This is a genomic window from Streptomyces sp. NPDC012474 (genome assembly GCF_042955185.1).
Lineage (GTDB): Bacteria > Actinomycetota > Actinomycetes > Streptomycetales > Streptomycetaceae > Streptomyces > Streptomyces cahuitamycinicus.
Map to the genome: position 1 here is coordinate 39,391 of NZ_JBIBEP010000017.1, position 19,269 is coordinate 58,659.

Sequence of the window (19,269 nt, forward strand, 5' to 3'; positions counted from 1 at the left end):
CCCGTACTGCGGCTCTCCTTGCGCGCGTGCGCCCATGAGCAGCCGTGGTTTCCGCCCAGCCTAGGCGGACGTGCCGGCGATTCCGTCCGCCGCAACGGGTGTTCCGTCGGTCCTGGCCTCCAGAGCGCGCAGGACGGCCGCCATGTCCTCGCCGCCGTGGCCCCGTCGGACGGTCTCGGTGTAGAGGGCGTGGCACACGTCCAGAAGCGGGATGGGCGTGCCCGAGGAACGGGCCGGAGCACTCGCCACGCTCATGATCAGCAGCTTGGAGGGGGCGATCCTGCTCGCCAGGGCCGAGCGTGACGTCCGGGCCCTGACCACCGTGGCCCGGGAGCTCGGCCCTGTCCTCGACGCGGCCGTGCGCGGGAAGGGCCGTTGACCGACCGGCTGGGGGCCGCGCCGGTGCTACCCCTCGTACTGCGTGAGGTCGATGCCGTACACCGCGAGGTCATGGCCGGTGACGGGGTGCTCTGCTGTGTCCTCCTGCTCCATGCCGAGCTTGCCGAGTACGTTCGCGGAGGCACTGTCGCTCGTGCGGCACACGGCTACCACCCGGTCGAGGCCGCGGTCCTGCAGGGCGAACTCCAGGGTGGCCTGCGCCGCTTCCGAGGCGTACCCCTGCCCCCAGAACACCCGCCCGAGCCGCCAGCTGATCGCCACCTGACCGGCGATCCCGGCCGGAGCATCGGCCACGGACAGGCCGACGGCGCCCGCCAGCTCACCGGAGCCCAGGAGTTCGACGGCGAACATCCCGAATCCTTCCTCGTCCCACTCCTCCTCCCAGGTCTCGATGTCCTGGGCGGTCTGCTCCGTGGAGCGCGGCGTGCCGTCGCCGATGTGCTGCATCACCACCGGATCGGCGTGGATCTCGGACAGCGGGACGAGGTCGTCGTCGAGCCACCGGCGCAGGAGAAGACGGGGTGTGCGGATGTCGGTCATGATCCCATCTTGCCGACGCGGCGGTGGGATCGCGAACCGCGGCCCCATACCCCGGCGGTGAGCGGGGCCGGTGGAGCGCCAGGCCACGATGCCGGACCTGGTGTGAACACCACGATCTGAGCGTGACGATCGCATACGAGTGGCGGGCAGAGTTCGACAACGCTGCTCTCAACGCGCTGCACGCGGACGGCTTCGGCCATCCGTCCGCCGAGACCGACTGGCGAGAGCGACTTGAGCGCCACGGCCTCGGGTGGGTCTGTGCCCGGGAAGGCGGTTCGCTGATCGGTTTCGTCAACGTCGCCTGGGACGGCGGAGTTCACGCCTTCGTCCTGGACACGGTGGTCGCCCCGCACCGCCGTGCGGAAGGTGTGGGTGCCGCCCTGGTCGCCACCGCGGCTCGCGAAGCCCGTGCCGCGAACTGTGCCTGGCTCCACGTCGACTTCGAGGAGCACCTGCGTCCCTTCTCCTTCGATGCCTGCGGGTTCAAGGAGACGACAGCCGGTCTGATCGCCTTGTGACGCACCACGACCGCCGAGGCTCATGGGCCACCCGGTCCCCGTTCCCGCACCCCTTGGGGGTACGACCGGGCCCGCCATCGCGAGGAGCAGCACGGCCGCCGCGATGACGAGCAGCGCCCGCCCCGTGCCCAGCGGCACCAGCAGCAGCGTGCCGAGCACACCGCCGCTGAAGATCCCGCCCACCGTGGCCGTCCACCTGGTCCTGGCCAGCCGCTGCTTCGCCGTCATCCCGCGCAGCGCCGCCCGGGGGCGTCTCAGCACGTCGTTGACGAGCTCGGCGATGGCCGTCTGGCTCAGCAGTGTCGGCATGCCCGGCACATGGACGCGCAGGGCGGTGGAGGCACGTACTCCCATGGCCGGCGCGACGAGTGCGACGACCCCGCGGTCGTCCTGGGCGGGAACGGCCCCGGTGCCGTGTCTCGCCAGGGCCAGCACACCGGCGCATGGCCTGCCCCCCGCTCGCACTCCAGCGGCGGGAGCCTCCGGCCCCGGTCACCGTGCCGCCCGGAAGCTGATCTCCTCGGTCCGAGCCGGGACGTGTGGAAGGGTGGAAGGATAAGGAAGGACCCGGCCAGCCGGTCACGCGTGATCTTCGTACCGGTCGCCCCGGGGCGGTGAGGTTCGGCTGCGTACGGCGCTCGCCCGGCGCGTCCCCTGGCCGTTCGCAGGTCGCGTACCGCATCGTGAACGGGTTGCTGACCTGCAGGGAGACCGCCGTGGACGCCTGCTGAGGCGGGCGGGTGCGCCGGTGAGGTCCACAGGCCTAAGGGGCGAATGTGATGAGCCGAGCGAAGCAGCCTCCGGAGTGGGCGGCTGATCAGGACAGGTCGGCTTCGGACCCGAGCGGGCTGATGGACCTGTTGGGCGTCGCCGCGGTGCTGGTGGAGGCCGACGGCCGGATCGACATGTGGAGCCCCCAGGCCGAGGAGCTGTTCGGCTACACCGGTGGCGAAGCGGTCGGGCAGTACGCGGCCGCCCTGCTTCTCCATCCCGAACACCGGCAGGCGGGGTTGGCACTGTTCGCCGAGGTGATGGAGACGGGAAGAGGCTGGGCGGGGTCGTTCCCCGTCCGGCGCAAGGACGGAAGCACTCGGACGGTCGAGTTCCGCAACGTGCGGCTGACGGACAACATCGGCGATCACTACGCGCTGGGGCTGGCCGCGGACAGGGGCACGGTGCGGCAGGTGGAGCGCAAGGTGGCCCTGTCCAGCCAGCTGGTCACCCAGGCGCCGATCGGCCTGTCCGTCCTGGACACCGAGTTGCGGTACGTGGCCGTCAACGGGGCCCTCGCCTCGATGCACGGCGTTCCCGAGGCCGAACACATGGGCCGCCACTTCCGGGAGATCCTGCCCGGCGCGCCCTTCCTGACCGCGGAGAACCAGATGCGGGAGGTCCTGGAGACCGGCCTGCCCCTGGTGGACGAGCAGGTCGTGGGCCGTACCCGCGCCGACCCGGATCACGACCACGCCTGGGCCGTGTCGCTCTACCGCCTGGAGGATCCCAGCGGGCACGTGCTGGGGATCGCCAACGTGGTGGTGGACGTCACCGACCGGTACGAAGCAGCCAGGCAGGCCGACCGGGCCCAGCAGCGCCTGCGCCTGATGGCCGACGGCTCGTCCCGCATCGGGACCACCCTGGAGGTCGGGCGGACCGCCGAGGAACTGGCGGACGTCCTGGTCCCCGACCTGGCCGACATGGTCGCGGTGGACATCCTCGACTCCGTCCTGCGGACGGGCCGCCCGGACCTCGGCGAGGGCCCGCCGGTGTTCCGCGCCCTGGCGGTGAAGACCGCCTACCCCACCGCTGCCGCCGGGGCGATCATCGCGCCCGGCAACCTCACCACCTACCATGCCGACCATCCGGCAGCCCACTGCCTCCGCACCCGCAAGCCCCTGCTGATCACCCACCTCGACAGCGGCGAGCTCAGCCGCATCGCAGCCGACGACGCCACCGCCGGCCTGCTCGCCGAAGCCGGTGTCCACACCGACATGGCCGTCCCCCTTATCGCGCGCGGACAGATCATCGGCGTGATGAGCCTGGCCCGCGCACGCAACCCCCAGCCCTTCGACGATGACGATCTCACCCTCGCCTGCGAACTGGCCTCGTCGGCCGCGCTGAGCATCGACAACGCCGTCCTGCACCAGCACATCCGCAGCGCCGCCGAAACCCTCCAGCGCAGCCTCCTGCCCCGGCCCTCGCCCCGCCGCCCCGGCCTGGAGATCGCCGCCCGGTACCGGCCGGCGCAGGCCTTCAGCGAGGTCGGTGGCGACTGGTACGACGTCCTCCCCCTCGGTGGCGACCGGACCGCCCTGGCGGTGGGCGACGTCATGGGCAGCGGCATCCCGGCCGCCACCGCCATGGGCCGGCTGCGCACCGCCACGTCCACCCTCGCCGACCTCGACCTCACCCCGAGCCGGATCCTCACTCACCTCGACAAGATCACACAGGGCCTGGACCCCTACATCGCCACGTGCGTGTACGCGGTCTACGACCCGCACGATGCCCGCCTGCACGTCGCCTGCGCCGGCCACCTGCCCCCGGTCCTGGTGCGCTCCGGCAGACCACCCGAACTGCTCGACCTGCCCACCGGCACCCCGCTGGGAGTCGGCAGCGGCCCGTTCGAGACCTCGGCCCTGACCATGAACCCCGGCGATCAACTCGTCCTGTACACCGACGGCCTGGTGGAGACCCGCGACGACCCCATCGACCAGCGCCTGGACGACCTCCTGCGCCTGCTGTCCCCGCCCTGCCGCTCCGCGGAGGAGACGTGCGACCGGCTGCTCCGGCAACTCCGCGGTCCCACCGACCACGACGACGTCGCGCTGCTCATCGCCCATGCACAGCCCCTTGCCGGGCTCTGACGACGGCCTCTGCTCGTGACGGCCGGCGTATTCGCGATTCGCCGATCTGTGCGAAGCCGCCCGCGGTGTTATTCAATGAGGTGTGTGGTCGGGGAGCTCGGGGCCCCAACCGCACGGGTTCGCAAAAGCCCCGGCACCGCGCCGGGGATTGCTGAGAGAGCCGCATGGACTCCACACCCTCGCCCTCGTCCTCCTCGGCGTTCGACCTGGTCAGCCGCGCCCTTGGGCGCTACATCCCGCAAGGCGGAGCGGCAACGGCCGACCCGCGGGGTGACCGCGTCATGCGCAGGCAGGTGCCCGACAACCCGGCGGACGGCCCTCAGGAGCAGATCCTCGGCGCGGTCAACCTGGACCGGGACCTGGTCATCACCCGCTGCAACCTGGAAGCCCCCGTGTTCGCGGGTCTGCACGCGCCGCCCGGGCTTCCGTTCGTCGATCTCCTGCCCCCCGGGGACGTACCGACGGTGACCCGGCGGTTGCGGCAGGTCGTGGAGAGTGGTGAGGCGCATGTCGCCCGTATCCAGCGCCTGCGGCGCGGCGACGGGTCGGAGCTGGTGGTCTCGATGAGCATCCTGCCCTCCGCGGCGCCGGAGGGCGGCCTGACGGTCTCCGTGATCGCCATGGCCAGGAGACTGCACCTCTACGCCGCCGAGACCGCGATCGGCACCTCGCTGGACATCGGCGAGACCGCACAGTCGCTGGCGGAGTCCCTGCTGGCCTGGGGAGACGTGGCCGCCGTGGACCTCGATTTCGCCGTGTGGACGGGGGAGGGAGTCTCCGGCAGGGCGCACGGGCGCATCCGGCTACGGCGGGCCGCCCTGGTACCGGACCGGGTGTGGCCCGAGGGGTACATGACTCCGGGCCATGATCTCCCGGGCGACGCGAGTCGCCTGCTGGCGCAGGCGGTGCTGCGCGACGATGCTCCACAGACCATCGTCATACCCGGCGGTGAGGCGGTCGAGCGGGTCTTCGGCAGCCCACACGTGGCGCGTGCTCTGGTGCCCGGTGACCAGTCGGCAGGTGTGGCGTGCATACCACTCGTCCTCGACAGTGCGCCGCCCGTCGTACTGGGCGTGGCGGAGGTCTGGCGGCGCGCGGAATGCCCCTTCCGCGACAGCGAGCTGTTCGACCTGCAGGAGCTGGTCGCCAGAACCGCCCACCACGTCGACCTCGCCCGTCAGCACCAGCGCGAGCACACGCAGGTGCTGGCGTTGCAGCGCCGGCTCCTGCCCCGGGCCGGTGGCGACACCATCGAGATCGCCAGCGTCTACCAGCCGGCCACCCCCGACAGCGCGGGCGTCGGCGGCGACTGGGTGAACAGCTTCCCGCTGCCCGACGGGCGTACCGCGCTGGTGGTCGGTGACGTCGTGGGGCACGGTCTGGGAGCCGCGGCGACCATGGGCCAGCTGAGTATGGAGGCCCGCGCCCTGCTGTCCGCCGGGCTCGCGCCCGACCAGGTGCTGGAGCACCTGGACGAGACGGTGACGGTGCTGGACGACGCGGAGTCCGGGCTGGCGGCCGGCTACAGCGCCCTCGGCTCGACCTGCTGCATCGCCCTCTACGATCCGGTCAGCCACCGGATGACGCTGTCCAGCGCCGGCCACCTCCCCCCGATCCTGGTCTCCCCGGACGGGCGGGCCGGCCCCCTCGCGATCCGCCCCCACCCCGGCTTGGGAGCCGAGTTCGCACTACGCGAGCCGTTCGACGTGTACACCGTCGACGTGCTCCCCGGCTCCGTGCTCGCCCTCTACACCGACGGCCTGGTGGAGGACCCCGCCCTCTCGATCGACGAGGGCATGGGCAGGCTGGCGGACGCGGTGGCCACGGTGCATCCCTGGGACCCCCTGCAGCGGGTCGCCCGGCACGCCGTCTCCGCACTGGCGCCCGCGCCTCAGCGGGACGACGTGACACTGCTGCTCGCGCGCATGATCGGCTACCGCAAGGAGGACACGGCGACCTGGCGGCTGCCCGCCCGCGACGACGCCCCGGCCCGGGCCCGCGAGCAGGTCTCCGCGCTGCTGGGGCGGTGGCACGCCGGCGACGGCACCCGGCACAACGTGACGCTGCTGGTCAGCGAGCTGGTCACGAACGCGGTGCGCTACGCCACCGGCCCCATCACGGTGCGGCTGATCAGGTCCGGACACGGCCTGCTGTGCGAGGTGGGAGACACCGGCAACGGCAGGCCACGGCTGAGGCGTGCCGACCTGCTCGACGACGGTGGTCGTGGCCTGGGCATCGTGCACCGGCTCACCACCCGGTGGGGAGTGCGGTGGACGGACACGGGCAAGGTGGTCTGGGCGGAAGTAGCGCGGTGAGGCGGCACGCACCGCCCCTTAGGCGCCCTACAGCCACTGCCCTTCCAGGGCGGTGGCGGTGAGCCCCGGCGCCGCCGCGTACAGCACGGCGCGATCGCCGGGCTTCCGCAGCCCCGCGTCGTGCGCCCGCCGCAGGATGTCGAAGACGGCGGCGCCTCCGCGGTTGCCGCTGGTGTAGCTGTCCCGGCTGTGGTCGAGGAGCCCCGGCGGCCACGTGTCGGGCATCGTCTGCTCCATGTACTCCAGCACCCGGGTGCCGCCTGGGTGCGCGAGCAGCACGTCGGGGTGCCAGGCGTCGGGGTCGTCCTGGTAGCGGGTGCGCAGCCACTCCCACATCGCGGTGACCGTCTCCTGCACGGCGCGCGGCCCGCGCCGGTCCATCACGAAGTGTGCGCCGTCCGCCCGTGTCTCCAGGCGGTGCAGGTCCTGGGTGCCGGGCAGGGTGTGATGCCAGGCGGCGTCCAGGCGCAGCACCGCCTCGGGCCTCGGGCGGCCGGTGACCACCGCGGCCACGGCGGTGTCGGCGAACAGCAGCCGGACGATCAGGGACTCCAGGGTGTCGTCCGCCGGCTGGTAGGTCGTGCTCAGCGCCTCCGAGATGACGACCAGGACCACCCGGTCGGGGTCGGCGGCCACCAGGTCCGCGGCCAGGGCCAGTGAACGCGTCCCCGCGATACAGGCCCACTGCGTGGCGGGCAGCAGCATCACGTCGTTGCGGAGCCGCAGCCTGTTCGCCAGGGCCATGTCCAGACCCGGCAGTGCCGGAGTGGTGGAGTGACTGGTGATCAGGCAGTCGACGTCCGCGGCATCCAGCCCGGCTGTCTGCAGGGCCCCGCGCGCCGCGCGCTCCCCGTACGCCTGCACGGCCTCCCAGGCCGGCGCGGTGCGCTCCTGGACGGTCTGCGGTGCGGGTATGGACTCGAGAGCGGCGACCACGCGGTCCACGTCCCGCTGGGCGAACCCGTCGCGGGTCAGTGCCTGTTGAGCGGGCTCGATGCCGACGGCGCGCAGGCCGTTGCCCTTGCCGGGCGCGACGGCGGTCTCCAGCGGCAGCATCCAGCCACGGGTCTCGATGCCGGTGCTCGCCGCGATGCCGTCGATGCGCGGCGTCCACGCCGCGTGGGGGTGCCGGTCACGCACCTCCGCCACGATCTCACTGGTCTTCACGGCATGCTCGCCGTGGATCACGGCAGGCGGGCAGAGGTAAGCGGCCATGATGGGGCACCTTCCAGAGGGGGCAGGAGAATGTCACGAGTGCTGTGTCATGGGTCACTTTGGAACGTAGCGCCCAAGAGGATGCCGGTGAGCTCCATTTCGGGATCCGGTGTCCGTTCAGAGCATGGATGTCAAAGGGACATTTCCGCTGTGATGCAGACAACTCCGGCGCACATTGGTCGGGTGACACGGCTCACGTCCGGACCGGCTCCAGTTGGCGCGGAAGTGGCGGAGGAGCGGGGGCTGTTCACCAGGCGGTAGCCCGGGATCTTGCCCTTGCCGAGCGTACCGACGGTGCCGTCGCTCACCCTGCCCGCCACGGACGGGCCCACCGGCGGAGCCACCGTCCCCGCGGAATCCGCGCGCGGCATCGCAGACGCAGTCGCGGCGGGTGCGGGACCGGGAGCCTGCCAGCGGCGCGACGGCATTCCGCTCGCCATCGAACTCGCAGCGGTACGCCTGAGCGCGACGACGGGCGAGGAGATCCCGGAACGCCTCGACGACCGGTTCCGGCTGCGGTCCATGCCGCAGCCGCGCACGTCGGCCCACGCGCCCGAACGGGTGGTTCCCGCACTCCGTCGGCGTAGGAGGACGCCTCACCCGGGGCGGCGGGAGCGGTCCGCGCCGGAAGCTCATGAAGCCGCCTGTCGCTCCGGGCCCTCGGCAGCGTCTCCCACAGCAGCCTGCCCGGCCTCGCCCGAAACCGGACTGCCTCTCTCACCTCCGAACACCCCACGGCCCGGGAGCCCTCATGCCCCGCACGAACCCTCCCCGCGTGAGCGTGATCATCCCCGCGTACAACGCGATGCCGGAACTGACGAAGTGCGTCACGTCCGTCATGGAGCAGACGCTCGGGCCGGACAAGATCGAGATCATCGCGGTCGACGACGGCTCCACCGACGGCACCGGAAGCGAGCTGGACCGCCTCGCGCGGACCTGCGCCGGCCTGCGCGTCGTCCACCGGCCCAACAGCGGAGGGGCCGGTGTCCCCCGCAACACCGGGCTGGACATGGCCGCCGGTGACTACGTCTTCTTCCTCGACTCCGACGACTACCTCGGCCCCGACGCCCTGCGCCGCATGGTGGCGATGGCGGACGAGAACCGCACCGACGTGGTCCTCGGCAAGATGGTGTCGGTCGGCGGGCGTGCCGTGCCGACGGCCGTCTTCTCGCACAACCAGCCCCGGACGGACGTCTTCTCCTCCCACGCCTACCGCACCCTGGGCTGCTGGAAGCTGTTCCGGCGCTCGCTGATCGAACGGCTGGAGCTGAGGTTTCCGCCCTGTCGCAACTGCGAGGACAAGCCGTTCACCGCCGCCGCCTACCTCAACGCCGACGGCATCTCCGTGGTCGCCGACTACGACTGCTACTACTCCCGCAACCGCCGGAACGGCAACAACCTCACCCTCACCGCCGCCGACCTCGTCCACCGCATGGACGGCACCCGCCTGTGCTTCGAAACTGTCGCCCGCTATCTGGACCCCGGGCCGCGCCAGGACCGGATCATGCGCCGTCACGTGGAGTGGGAGCTGTGCGGGCCCCTGCGTGCGCTGCTGCCCCGGGAGAGCGAGCAGCAGGCACGGGAACGCTTCTACCCGCAGTTCCGGGAATGGGCACGGACCTACGTGACCGACGGTGTCTTCCAGATGATCGCCCCGCCGGACCGGCTGATCGTCCACCTCCTGCGCGCGGACCGGTTCGAGGACCTCATGACCGTGGCCCGGAACGCCAAGGCGGACGCCGAGCGCGGCCGCATCGTGGACAAGGGCCGCGTCTACTGGTCCCACCCCTTCTTCCGCGACCCGGCGAAGGCGGTCCCGGACATCTGCTTCGACACCACGGACCGCCTCCCGGTCCACCACGAACTGGCCGAAGCGGCATGGACGGGCGACGGCGACGTGCTCCGACTCGGAGGCCACGCCCGCATCGAGTCCCTGGGCCCCCTCCAGCCCGGCACCCGACTGATCCTGCGCCCGAGCGGCTTCCGCCACCCCGACATCCGTGTACCCGCGACCGTCGGCACCGCCCCGCGGCACGGCGACGACGCGGCAGCCGGCTTCACCGTCGACGTCGACCTGAGCACCGTGGACGCGGGCGCCCCGCTCGGCGGCGGCCTGTGGGACCTCTACCTGGATGTACGCGCTGAGGGAGTCTGCCGGACCGTCAGGCTCCGGCAGCCCCGGACGGACGCGGACGGCCGGAGGGCCGCTCCACCCGAGCGGGAGTTGGCCACCGGTTCCTGGAGCGGGCACGGGCCCACCACCGCACGCCCCTTCCTCACTCCCCACGGCGACTTCTCCCTGGACATCCGGCAGAGCGAGCCCGAGCCGGCGTGCCTCGTGACCGGAATCGCCTGGGACCTCTTCGCACCCGCCACCCTCGTCGTCAGCGGACGGCTGACCGAGGAAGCCGCACACCACCCCGAACCCGTCGCCCTGCGTGCCGAAGAGGACGGGGGCTCGGTCCGCGAGGTGCCCGTGCTGTACACACCGCACGGCAGCCACACCTTCACCGCCCGCATGCCGGTCAGGAACCTGCGCCCAGGACGCTGGACGCTGACCCTCCGCACGGACGACCCGACGAGCCCCCTTCCCGTCCCGAGCCCGAAGGGAAGGTCCGGCACTCGCTGGTATCGCGCCGCCCGGCTCGGCCGCCCCTACTACGCCAAGCCGCTCGCCGGCAGTCCGAAGCGGCCCCTGGTGCTGCGCGTCGCGCCGGTCAGACCGGTTGCGGCCCTCCGTCGACGACTCGGCTGACCGGAATGTCCAGCCGATGCGCGACGGCGCCGAGGGCCGTGCCCAGCGGGAGAGACACCCGCGTGAGGGCGTACTGGTCGCCCCGGGTCTGATCCCGGTTGACGATCAGCACCGGCTTCCCGGCCCGGGCCGCCTGGCGGACGAAGCGGAGCCCGGACATCACCGTCAACGAGGAGCCCAGGACCAGCAGCGAGGCCGCCCCACGGACCAGCTCGCGGCAGTGTTCGACGCGCTGCGGCGGAACCGGTTCGCCGAAGAACACGACGTCCGGTTTGAGGGTGCCGCCGCAGATCGCGCAGGACACCACGCGGAAGCCTGCGACCTGGTCGTCCGTGAGGTCGGCGTCACCGTCCGGGTTGATTCCGGCGGCCATGGGCGCGAACCCCGGATTGGCCTCCTCGAGACGCCGGGCGATTTCGCGGCGCGGACTGAAGGCGCCGCAGGAAAGGCAGACGACCCGGGCCAGGGTTCCGTGGAGTTCCACGACGTCGTCGCTGCCGGCGGCCTGGTGCAGGCCGTCCACGTTCTGGGTGATGACGCCCGAGAGCAGGCCATGCCGACCGAAGGCCGCGACGGCCACGTGCCCGGCGTTGGGACGGGCTCGGCCGAAGGTGCGCCAGCCGAGGTGACTGCGCGCCCAGTACCGGCGCCGGGCCCGGGCACTCGCGGTGAAGTCCTGGTAGGTCATCGGGGTGTGCCGGCTGAGGCTTCCGCCCTCGCCCCGGTAGTCGGGGATGCCCGACTCCGTGGAGATACCCGCGCCGCTGAGCACCAGCACTCCGCCGGTGCTCAGCGCATCGGCGACCGGCTCCGGATCCGATGTGGCCGGCGGCAGGTCCTCGGCAGGGGCCCAGCTCAGGGTGGGACGCATGCGCATGCCGCCAGGGTACGAAAGGACGGCCTCGTGAGGAGACCGCACGCCATCGCCGAGGGCCGACGGGAGGCCGCCGCCCTCGGCCGTGTCTGAGCCGATATCAGGACGGGACGTTTGGCCGGGCGGGATCGGCGTACCCGATGACTTAACACGATCCTTATTCGACGAAGCGGAGACGGACCATGGGCATCATTGCTTGGATCATCATCGGGCTGCTCGCCGGCGCGATCGCCAAGGCCTTGATGCCGGGGAAGGACCCCGGCGGCATCATCATCACCATGCTCATCGGCATCGTCGGTAGTCTGCTCGGCGGCTGGCTCGGCAAGGTGATCTTCGGGGTGGACTCCATCGACGGGTTCTTCGAGCTCTCCACGTGGATCGCCGCGATCGTCGGGTCCCTCATCCTGCTCGCCCTCTACCGCGTCGTCACCGGCAACAGGCGCTCTCACCGCCACGCGTGACCCGCTGAAAGCAGCCACTCCGGACACACCTCGACGGCTCCCTCCCTGTTCACAGGGAGGGAGCCGTCGAGGTGTGTCCGGAGCCCACTCAGCACGGGCGGCGCCATACCCCGAGTCCCGGTCGTTTCAGCATCGACGACAGCCGTAGCCGACGGGACTCGGCACAGAAACCGCTCCGTGGCTCCGTGTACTCCACGTGGAACACCGCCTTGCCCGCCGCGATGAACGGGGAGAGCTCGCCGCACTCGTCGTACTGGGCACATTCCTCGTTGACCGCGAAGTCGAAGACGTCCACGAGCTGGGGAATCTGGGCCAGATCGTTCTTCAGTCCCACCGACAGCCCACGCTCGTGGGCGATCGCCGCGATCATACGGTTGTACCTGAGCTGGTCGCGTGCCGTGAGCGGAAAGCCGGTGTCGTTGCCGTAGCCCTCCACCAGATCGGGTTCCACCGCGTCGAAGCCCTTGTCACGGCACATGTCGAAGCGGCGTTCCATGATCGGTCGCAGGACGGTCAGCCGCCGGATGTCCAGCCAGCGTTCGCCCGCCCACCCGTTGGACTCGCCGAGCACCGACTGCGGGAAGGCGTCCCGGTCCGGCCGGAACCCCTCCCACGCACCCACGTTGACATAGCAGATGACCTTCCTTCCGGCGCGGTGCAGCCGGGCCACGTCCGCCGCGGAGTTTTCGAATCCGTCGATGTCGTAGACGGGCACATCGGCCGAGGCGTCGACCCTGCCGTCCAGTTGCCACTGCCAGGCGAGGCCCGGACGTGGCTTCCACACGGCCCGGGAAGGTGCCGTCGTACCCGGCGGGCCGGCGGATCGCTCGTCGCCGCCGGAGCAGCCCGTCAGTGCGGCGGCGGTCAGGGCGGTGAGCAGGGCCGCGCAGACCGGAACCCGCCGACTCATCGCTCCGCCCCGGTGAGGGCGGGCGTCAACTGGGCCCACGGGTTGGGAGGTTCGCCCGTCACCGGACCGCTGACCGCCGCTCCGCGCTCGTGCGCGGTGCGCACGGCGAGGGGAACGAGGGCCCCGGGCACACCGTAGACGAGGTGGCACAGCCGTTCGGGCGGGTGCCGCGCGGTCCATGCCGGCCGGCTGAATGCGGAGACGTACGTCGACCAGTGGCCCTCGAAGGTGACGGTCAGGTCGGCGAGGCGGGCGTACCCCGGGGCCGGATGGACCCCGGGGTTCAGGACGACCGTCCCCGCACCCAGCCGGCGTACCGCCCGTACCAGGCGGCGGCAGGCCGGCAGCCCGTCCGCGGTCGCCGTCACCCGGTCCAGGAAGCAGCCGTCCGCCGCGTACCACGCCCGGTGCCGGCGCACGTCCTCGGCGATGTCCGCGGGGTCGCGCACCCCGTAGTCGGTGTCGACGTAGCCCAGCAACCGCGCCCCCGCGGCCCGCAGCGCACCGGCCGCGGCGGTGAACGCCGGGTCGGGGACCTCGCCCGGACCGCTCGCCGGGTTGAGGACGACCCCGTAGGTGCGGTCCGCGGCGGTGATCAGCCGGTGCCAGGCACCCGGATCCTCGGCCGGATGGACGTACAGCGGAATCAGCAGGTTCACGGGGCGCGGCCGCCTTCCCACAGCGCGGCCAGCGCGTCGTCGAGCGTGTGGACCGGACGCCAGCCCAGGGCCCGCTCGGCGGTGGTGATGTCGGAACACTGCCACGACACCTGCGCGGAACGGGCGGAGCCGGCGGTGCTCGACGTGGATTCCTCGATCCGGCCATCGAAGCCGGCCAGACCGGCCAGGCCCCGCACCAGGGCACGCACCGGAACCGCCCGGCCTCCGCCGATGTTGAGGACGGGCGGCAGCGGGCCCGCGGCCGTGGCCGCGAGTGCCGCCGCCCGTGCCACGTCGCGCACGTCGACGAAGTCGCGGTGGGCGGACAGGTCACCGAGCCGTAGCACCGGGTCCGGGCCGGGGCCCGCCTCGCGCAGCAGTGCGGCGATCCGGCCGGGCAGTTCGGAGGACGGCGCCCCCGGCCCCACCGGATTGCCCACCCGCAGCACCACCGCGTCCAGGCCGGAGGCGGTCACCGCGACCGTGCCCGCGAGCTTGGTCGCACCGTAGGGGCCGACCGGGCGGGTGGCCGCCGACTCCGACACCGGGGTGCCCGGTGCGCCGGGGCCGTACTCGGCGGCCGAGCCCAGGTGCACCAGGCGGGCGGCCGGGGCCGCCTCGCGCAGCGCGGCGCACAGCACCGCGGGACCGCGGGCGTTGACCTCGGTGAGGGTGACGGCGTCACCGCCGGTCGCGCCCGCGCAGTTGACCACGATGTCGGGCGCGGCGGCCGCCAGGGTCTTCGCCAGCTGCTCCGGGCTGACGCGGGCGAGATCGACGTCGACGTCGGCGGCCGGAGACCGGCCGCCGCCGAGGACCAGCGCGCCCGGCAGGGCGCGCAGCCGCTCGACGACGTGAGCGCCGAGATAGCCGGTGAAACCCAGGACGAGAATGCGCATGACGAGCTCAGGCTCCCTTGAGCAGCAGCGACTTGCGGCTGGTGAACTCCGCGTTGGCCCGGTCGTAGTCGTCCGGGCGGCCGATGTCCAGCCAGTACCCGTCGAAGTCGTAGGCGTGCGGCTGGTTCCGCGCCTTCAGCAGGTCGAGCACCAACTCGTCGAAGCCCAGGGGCAGTCCGGGCGTGTAGCCCTCCAGCGTGGCGCGGGACAGGCCGTAGACACCCATGGAAACGCGGTAGTCCATGCTCGGCTTCTCGGTGAACGCCACGACTCTGCTGGAGTCGGTGGTCAGCACCCCGAAGTCGATGTGCACCTTGCGGGCGTACGTAGCGATGGTCAGCGGAGCCCCGGACTCGCGGTGCCGGCGCAGGACGTCGGCGTAGTCGAGGTCGGTGAGGACATCGCCGTTCATCACCAGGAAGGTCTCGGGCAGACGATCGCGCAGGGTGAGCAGCGGTCCCATGGTGCCCAGCGGGTTCTCCTCGGTGGCGTAGTCGACGGCCAGGCCCCACTGGGAGCCGTCGCCGACGTAGGCGCGGATGATCTCGCCGAGGTGCCCGATGGCGATGGTGCAGGTGGTGAAGCCGGCCGTGGACAGCTGGCGCAGCACGATCTCCAGGATGGCGTGCTGGTCGCCGATGGGCACGAGCGGCTTGGGCAGCGCGGTGGTGTACGGCCGCAGCCGGACGCCCTTGCCTCCCGCCAGGATCACTGCGTGCATGGGGCTCCTCCTTCGTGAACGCTTCGTGGACGTGCGCAGACGTGACGGACGAGAACCGCTGTGAGGTGTCAGATGTTGTAGATGCCGGTCTTGTAGCGGGCGAGGTTGGCCGGGTCGCGGAAGAACTCCACGGTGTGCGCGAGACCTTCCTCCAGGGTGTGGGCGGGCTGCCAGCCGGTGGCCTCGCCGAGCCGGCTCGCGTCCGCGACCAGGCGCATCACCTCGGAGTTGGCCGGACGGATGCGGGCGGTGTCCTCACGCACGTCGAGCGCGGTGTCCATCACCTTGCCGATCAGCGCGACCAGGTCGCCGACCGAGATCTCCCCGCCGGTGCCGGCGTTGAAGGTGCGGCCCACGACCCGCTCGGCGGGCGCGGCACCGACGGCGAGGAAGGCCTGTGCGGTGTCCTTGACGAAGGTGAAGTCCCGGGTGGGACGCAGGTCGCCGAGGGTGATCGTGCGCTCCCCGGCCGCGACCTGCCCGATGACGGTGGGGATGACCGCCCGCATCGACTGGCGCGGCCCAAAGGTGTTGAAGGGCCGCAGGGTGACGACCGGGGTGTCGAAACTGGCGTGGTAGCTGTCGGCAAGCCGGTCCCCGCCCGCCTTCGAAGCGGCGTACGGGGACTGGGTGTTGATGGGGTGGTCCTCGGTGATGGGCACGGTCTGCGCGGTGCCGTACGTCTCGCTGGTGGAGGTGTGCACCAGCCGGGGCGTGCCGAGGGCGCGCACGGCTTCCAGCACGTTGAGGGTGCCGGTGACGTTGGTTTCCACGTAGCTGTGCGGGGCCCGGTAGGAGTACGGGATCGCGATGAGGGCCGCCAAGTGGTAGGCCGCGTCGGCGCCTTCGAGGAGACCGCGGACGGAGCCGGGGTCCCGGACGTCGCCGAGGACGATCTCCACCTGGTCAAGGACGTCCGGGTGCAGGGTCTCCAGCCAGCCGTATGAGGAGAAGGAGTTGTACTGGGCCATGGCCCTGACCCGGTGGCCGGAGGCGACCAGCGCCTCGGTGAGGTGTGAGCCGATGAAGCCCTCGGCTCCGGTGACGGCTGCGAGCGGTGTGGAGGTCAACTGCGGTGTCCCTTCGGATGGGTGGGAGCTGAGCGGGGGTGGGGCGCGGGGCTCAGACGTGCGGGGCGGGCCGGCCGAGCAGCCACAGCGCGCACGCCGTCAGACACAGGGCGGCGGCGCCGCAGCCGAGCGGCAGGGCCAGGGCGGCGCCCGGTGGCAGCTGGAAGAGGACGACCGCTCCGGCCCCGCCTGCTGCCGTCAGACAGATCCCGGCCGACGACCAGGCCGCCCCGAACGCCTGGAGCAGCAGCGCGGTCCACAGAGCGGCCGCGAGCAGCAGCAGGGTGAAGGGGTCGGCGCCGGCGAGCAGGGCCGCGGGCAGCAGTGGGGCGAGATAGGCGAGCAGACAGAGGCCGAGGATGCCGGCCGAGCGCAGCAGGAACCCCGCGGGCGTGACGGTGGCGCGCAGCGCGGAGACCGACAGTCCGCGGTAGCGGTACAGCAGCCATTCCGCCGGCCCCATGCTCAGCGTCAGCACGATCACCGCGTACGGCTCCTCCCTCCCCTCCAGCAGCACCAGCACGCCCGCGGCAAGCCCGAACAGGCCGTACGGCAGGGACCACAGCAGACGGGGCCGGGTCGCGCCGGTGACGGCCGGGGCGGTGAGGGCATCCCGAAGGACCCAGCCGGTGACGGTGAGCGTGGCGAGCAGCGCCAGCAGGGGCAGCCCGGCCCGGAGCACGGGGCCGGGCTCCCACCACGGCAGGACGGCGGCACCCGCGCACAGCGGGCTCAGCGCGGCCAGCAGCAGCCGCTCCCGGCCCAGCACCAGCAGGACTCCGGCCGCCGCCAGGTACGCGGACTGTGCTGCCGCGACCAGGGTCACCGGGCCGCCGCCGGCGGGCACCGCGGCGGCCGTCGTGGCCACCACGGCCCCGACGGGCGCGCCGGCCAGGAGGGTACGGCCCGCCTCCCGGCGTCCGGTCGCCAGCCGCAGGTGCGCACGGTGGCCGAGTGCCTGCCCCCACGCCCAGGAGGCGAGTCCGGCGACGATGAGGGCGGGGGCGTACCCGCCGGCGTTCCACACGGGCGCGGTCAGCAGGTAGGCCAGACCGGGCAGGGCGAACAGCATGCCCCGCAGCAGACAGCGGACGGTGTCGGGGCGCCACGGGTCGGCCGCCGGAGCGGGTTCGGGGAAGGTGCGCGGCACACGCTCGTACAGCGCGGAGGCGAGGGAGAAGAGGTTCGGGTGACCGTACCGTTCATTGATCAGGGAGGCGGACAGGCCCTCCGCCTCCAGCAGCGCGGCCACCTCGTACGGATGGACGGCGGGACCTATGCGGTCGGCGAGTTCGGCGGCGAGTTCACTGACCGCCTCCTCGTCGGGACCGCGCCGGGGCAGCCGGATGGCGAGGGTGGCGTCGTCGAGGGCCCAGCGTGGCCGGCGGCGCGGCGGGCGGGCATCGGCCAGCCGGATGGCCAGCGTGTCCTGCTCGGCACCGCCGGGTTCGAGGGACATCGGCCCGCTCACAGGGCGAGGCTCCCGGTGCCGCGGACGGCCGGGGCGGGCGTCCTGGCCCTCGTGGACATGACCGGCAACTCCGATCTCGGATGGGCCAGTTCCAGGTAGACGGATCGAAAGGTGTCAACGGTCTGCCGGAGGGTGAACTGCTCGATGACCCGCAGCCGGGCCGCCTCACCCAGGGCCCTGCGCCGTCCGGGATCGCCCAGCAGCTCCAGCGCGGCCGTGGCCATCGCCTCCGGATCGCGCGGAGGCACCACGAGCCCGGTGTCTCCGACGGCCTCGCGTACCCCGCCCACGTCGGTGGAGACGGTCGCCCGTCCGCACGACATGGCCTCGATCAGGGTGAAGGGAAAGCCTTCGCTGATGCTGGAGAGCATCACGACGTTCCCGGCGGCGTACGCGTCCTTGATGTCGTCGACGCGCCCTTCGAAGGTGACGGCGTCGGCGTGCCCGAGCTCGGCGGCCAGGGCCTCGCAGCGTTCCCGGTAGGCCTCTCCGCCCCGGGGTGTCCCGCCGAACAACCGCAGCCGCGCCTGCGGGAGCCGGGCGCGTACCAGGACGAAGGCCCGGATGAGGGTCTCCAGATCCTTGATGGGGTCGACGCGGCCCGCCCAGCTGAGGGTCGGGGCGTCCGGTTCTGGTCCGGCCGCCGGGAACGCGGCGGGGTCGACGCCGTTGTAGACCGTGCGGATCGACGCCGGGTCGGCGCCGCCCTCCTCCTCCCACAGCCGGTTGTACCGGTTGCCCGGTGTGATCAGGGCGGCCCTGCGGTAGCTCTCCTGCGCGAGCAGCCGGAAGAAGCCGAGGATCACGGCCTTCACCGGCCAGCGGTAGGGAGCGGTGCGATAGCCGAGGTAGCGCTCGCGCAGGTACACCCCGTGCTCGGTCAACAGCAGCGGTACGCCGTGACGTTCGAGGGCGGCGAGGCCCGGCAGGACGGCGACCCCGCCGCTGACCGCGTGCGCGACCCCGCTCTCGGGTGCCGGGGCCGCCAGCGGGCGCAGTGCGTGCTCCAGCAGGGCGGTCGCGGTGAGCGCGTCGTGCAGGGTCGGTCGGGCCTCGCGGACGGCGAGCCCGGGGCGGTTCCACAGCGCGGTGAGGATGCCGATCGCCCGGTCTCCGCGCAGGAACGGGCTCAGCGTCCCGTCCGACGCGGCGCGTGCCAGCGCGTGCAGGGCGGGCGCGAAGCCGTCCTCGGCACGCGGGTCGAGCAGCGCGGTCAGGAACCGTTCGTAGGCGGCGGCGAGTTGGTTGCGGGCCCGGCCGCGGGGCGGGCGGCCCGCGGGCGGGGCGCCCCACATCGGGACGGACAGCACGCTCGAGACGTGCGCGGGCAGGTCCCAGACGGCCGGCTCATGTCCGGTTCCGGTGACGGCGATGACGTCGAAGGCGAGGTCGGGCATGCCCTGGACGAGCTGGTCGCACCAGACGCTGACGCCGCCGTGGCTGTGCGGGTAGGTGCCTTCGGTGAGCAGGGTGACGCGCGTTGTTCCGGTGTGTCGCGCGCCCTGGGGAACGGGCATCGATGTGCTCCACGGCCGAGGAGTGGGGTGGTTCGGGCCGGTCACGGCCTCCCGCCGGGGCGGCCGTGACCTTCGGTCGGTCTT

15 protein-coding genes and 2 pseudogenes are annotated in these 19,269 nt (G+C 72.4%); 6 read left to right on the forward strand and 11 right to left on the reverse strand.

Translation table 11 applies throughout. The annotated features are described in order from the left end of the window. Positions 1 to 60: 60 nt before the first annotated feature. Positions 61 to 234: pseudogene (locus tag ACFY9S_RS30395) on the reverse strand (NAD(P)-dependent oxidoreductase); the annotation flags it as partial. Here ACFY9S_RS30395 and ACFY9S_RS30400 point away from each other — a divergent pair. Beyond that, positions 209 to 379, forward strand: a pseudogene (locus ACFY9S_RS30400) (TetR/AcrR family transcriptional regulator); the annotation flags it as partial. The pseudogenes ACFY9S_RS30395 and ACFY9S_RS30400 overlap by 26 nt on opposite strands. 26 nt (positions 380 to 405) lie before the next feature. Here ACFY9S_RS30400 and ACFY9S_RS30405 read toward each other — a convergent pair. Next, positions 406 to 939: a GNAT family N-acetyltransferase gene (locus ACFY9S_RS30405; protein ID WP_391134486.1), complete on the reverse strand. Its 534-nt coding sequence runs from the start codon at positions 937 to 939 to the stop codon at positions 406 to 408. 122 nt (positions 940 to 1,061) lie between these two features. Between ACFY9S_RS30405 and ACFY9S_RS30410 the strand changes: the two genes are divergently transcribed. From ACFY9S_RS30410 to ACFY9S_RS30420, 3 genes are all read left to right on the forward strand, one after another. Continuing rightward, positions 1,062 to 1,457: a GNAT family N-acetyltransferase gene (locus ACFY9S_RS30410; protein ID WP_391134489.1), complete on the forward strand. Its 396-nt coding sequence runs from the start codon at positions 1,062 to 1,064 to the stop codon at positions 1,455 to 1,457. Between the two features lie 779 nt (positions 1,458 to 2,236). Next, on the forward strand, positions 2,237 to 4,318 hold the full coding sequence (locus ACFY9S_RS30415) for a SpoIIE family protein phosphatase (RefSeq protein WP_391134492.1): 2,082 nt from the start codon (positions 2,237 to 2,239) through the stop codon (positions 4,316 to 4,318). Positions 4,319 to 4,482: 164 nt separating this feature from the next. After that, entirely contained in the window at positions 4,483 to 6,633 is a 2,151-nt protein-coding gene (locus tag ACFY9S_RS30420; RefSeq protein ID WP_391134495.1) for a SpoIIE family protein phosphatase, read from the forward strand. Positions 6,634 to 6,660: 27 nt separating this feature from the next. On the opposite strand, the gene ACFY9S_RS30425 is transcribed toward ACFY9S_RS30420, so the two are convergent. Next, entirely contained in the window at positions 6,661 to 7,848 is a 1,188-nt protein-coding gene (locus tag ACFY9S_RS30425) for a type III polyketide synthase (protein WP_391134498.1), read from the reverse strand. Between the two features lie 775 nt (positions 7,849 to 8,623). Here ACFY9S_RS30425 and ACFY9S_RS30430 point away from each other — a divergent pair. Then, positions 8,624 to 10,603, forward strand: a complete 1,980-nt coding sequence (locus ACFY9S_RS30430; RefSeq protein ID WP_391134501.1) for a glycosyltransferase — start codon at positions 8,624 to 8,626, stop codon at positions 10,601 to 10,603. Here ACFY9S_RS30430 and ACFY9S_RS30435 read toward each other — a convergent pair. Continuing rightward, positions 10,566 to 11,480, reverse strand: coding sequence for an NAD-dependent protein deacetylase (locus ACFY9S_RS30435; RefSeq protein WP_391134504.1), 915 nt, complete (start codon positions 11,478 to 11,480; stop codon positions 10,566 to 10,568). The genes ACFY9S_RS30430 and ACFY9S_RS30435 overlap by 38 nt on opposite strands. Before the next feature lie 179 nt (positions 11,481 to 11,659). Here ACFY9S_RS30435 and ACFY9S_RS30440 point away from each other — a divergent pair, with 179 nt between their 5' ends. After that, positions 11,660 to 11,938, forward strand: a complete 279-nt coding sequence (locus ACFY9S_RS30440; protein ID WP_391134507.1) for a GlsB/YeaQ/YmgE family stress response membrane protein — start codon at positions 11,660 to 11,662, stop codon at positions 11,936 to 11,938. Between the two features lie 88 nt (positions 11,939 to 12,026). On the opposite strand, the gene ACFY9S_RS30445 is transcribed toward ACFY9S_RS30440, so the two are convergent. The 7 genes from ACFY9S_RS30445 to pelF form a co-directional block, all read right to left on the reverse strand. Beyond that, entirely contained in the window at positions 12,027 to 12,848 is an 822-nt protein-coding gene (locus tag ACFY9S_RS30445; RefSeq protein ID WP_391134510.1) for an endo alpha-1,4 polygalactosaminidase, read from the reverse strand. Beyond that, positions 12,845 to 13,507, reverse strand: coding sequence for a spherulation-specific family 4 protein (locus tag ACFY9S_RS30450; RefSeq protein ID WP_391134513.1), 663 nt, complete (start codon positions 13,505 to 13,507; stop codon positions 12,845 to 12,847). The genes ACFY9S_RS30445 and ACFY9S_RS30450 overlap by 4 nt, the downstream gene beginning before the upstream one ends. Then, entirely contained in the window at positions 13,504 to 14,406 is a 903-nt protein-coding gene (locus ACFY9S_RS30455; RefSeq protein ID WP_391134516.1) for an NAD-dependent epimerase/dehydratase family protein, read from the reverse strand. Before ACFY9S_RS30455 ends, ACFY9S_RS30450 begins: the two co-directional genes overlap by 4 nt. A gap of 7 nt (positions 14,407 to 14,413) precedes the next feature. Beyond that, a complete protein-coding gene (locus ACFY9S_RS30460; RefSeq protein ID WP_102908350.1) occupies positions 14,414 to 15,127 on the reverse strand; it encodes a sugar phosphate nucleotidyltransferase in 714 nt (237 codons plus the stop codon). Positions 15,128 to 15,195: 68 nt separating this feature from the next. Beyond that, positions 15,196 to 16,197, reverse strand: coding sequence for a GDP-mannose 4,6-dehydratase (locus tag ACFY9S_RS30465; protein ID WP_391134519.1), 1,002 nt, complete (start codon positions 16,195 to 16,197; stop codon positions 15,196 to 15,198). Between the two features lie 52 nt (positions 16,198 to 16,249). Then, a complete protein-coding gene (locus ACFY9S_RS30470) occupies positions 16,250 to 17,668 on the reverse strand; it encodes a hypothetical protein (RefSeq protein ID WP_391134522.1) in 1,419 nt (472 codons plus the stop codon). Further along, positions 17,665 to 19,185, reverse strand: a complete 1,521-nt coding sequence (gene pelF, locus ACFY9S_RS30475; protein WP_391134525.1) for a GT4 family glycosyltransferase PelF — start codon at positions 19,183 to 19,185, stop codon at positions 17,665 to 17,667. Before pelF ends, ACFY9S_RS30470 begins: the two co-directional genes overlap by 4 nt. Between the last annotated feature and the right edge of the window lie 84 nt (positions 19,186 to 19,269).

What these genes read in the sequence shown, in the direction of transcription:
- ACFY9S_RS30425 (WP_391134498.1), bottom strand. Translation starts at nt 7,848, where the DNA reads ATGGCCGCTTACCTCTGCCCGCCTGCCGTGATCCACGGCGAGCATGCC.
- ACFY9S_RS30405 (WP_391134486.1), bottom strand. Translation starts at nt 939, where the DNA reads ATGACCGACATCCGCACACCCCGTCTTCTCCTGCGCCGGTGGCTCGAC.
- ACFY9S_RS30445 (WP_391134510.1), bottom strand. Translation starts at nt 12,848, where the DNA reads ATGAGTCGGCGGGTTCCGGTCTGCGCGGCCCTGCTCACCGCCCTGACC.
- ACFY9S_RS30435 (WP_391134504.1), bottom strand. Translation starts at nt 11,480, where the DNA reads ATGCGCATGCGTCCCACCCTGAGCTGGGCCCCTGCCGAGGACCTGCCG.
- ACFY9S_RS30420 (WP_391134495.1), top strand. Translation starts at nt 4,483, where the DNA reads ATGGACTCCACACCCTCGCCCTCGTCCTCCTCGGCGTTCGACCTGGTC.
- ACFY9S_RS30440 (WP_391134507.1), top strand. Translation starts at nt 11,660, where the DNA reads ATGGGCATCATTGCTTGGATCATCATCGGGCTGCTCGCCGGCGCGATC.
- ACFY9S_RS30460 (WP_102908350.1), bottom strand. Translation starts at nt 15,127, where the DNA reads ATGCACGCAGTGATCCTGGCGGGAGGCAAGGGCGTCCGGCTGCGGCCG.
- ACFY9S_RS30415 (WP_391134492.1), top strand. Translation starts at nt 2,237, where the DNA reads ATGAGCCGAGCGAAGCAGCCTCCGGAGTGGGCGGCTGATCAGGACAGG.
- ACFY9S_RS30455 (WP_391134516.1), bottom strand. Translation starts at nt 14,406, where the DNA reads ATGCGCATTCTCGTCCTGGGTTTCACCGGCTATCTCGGCGCTCACGTC.
- pelF (WP_391134525.1), bottom strand. Translation starts at nt 19,185, where the DNA reads ATGCCCGTTCCCCAGGGCGCGCGACACACCGGAACAACGCGCGTCACC.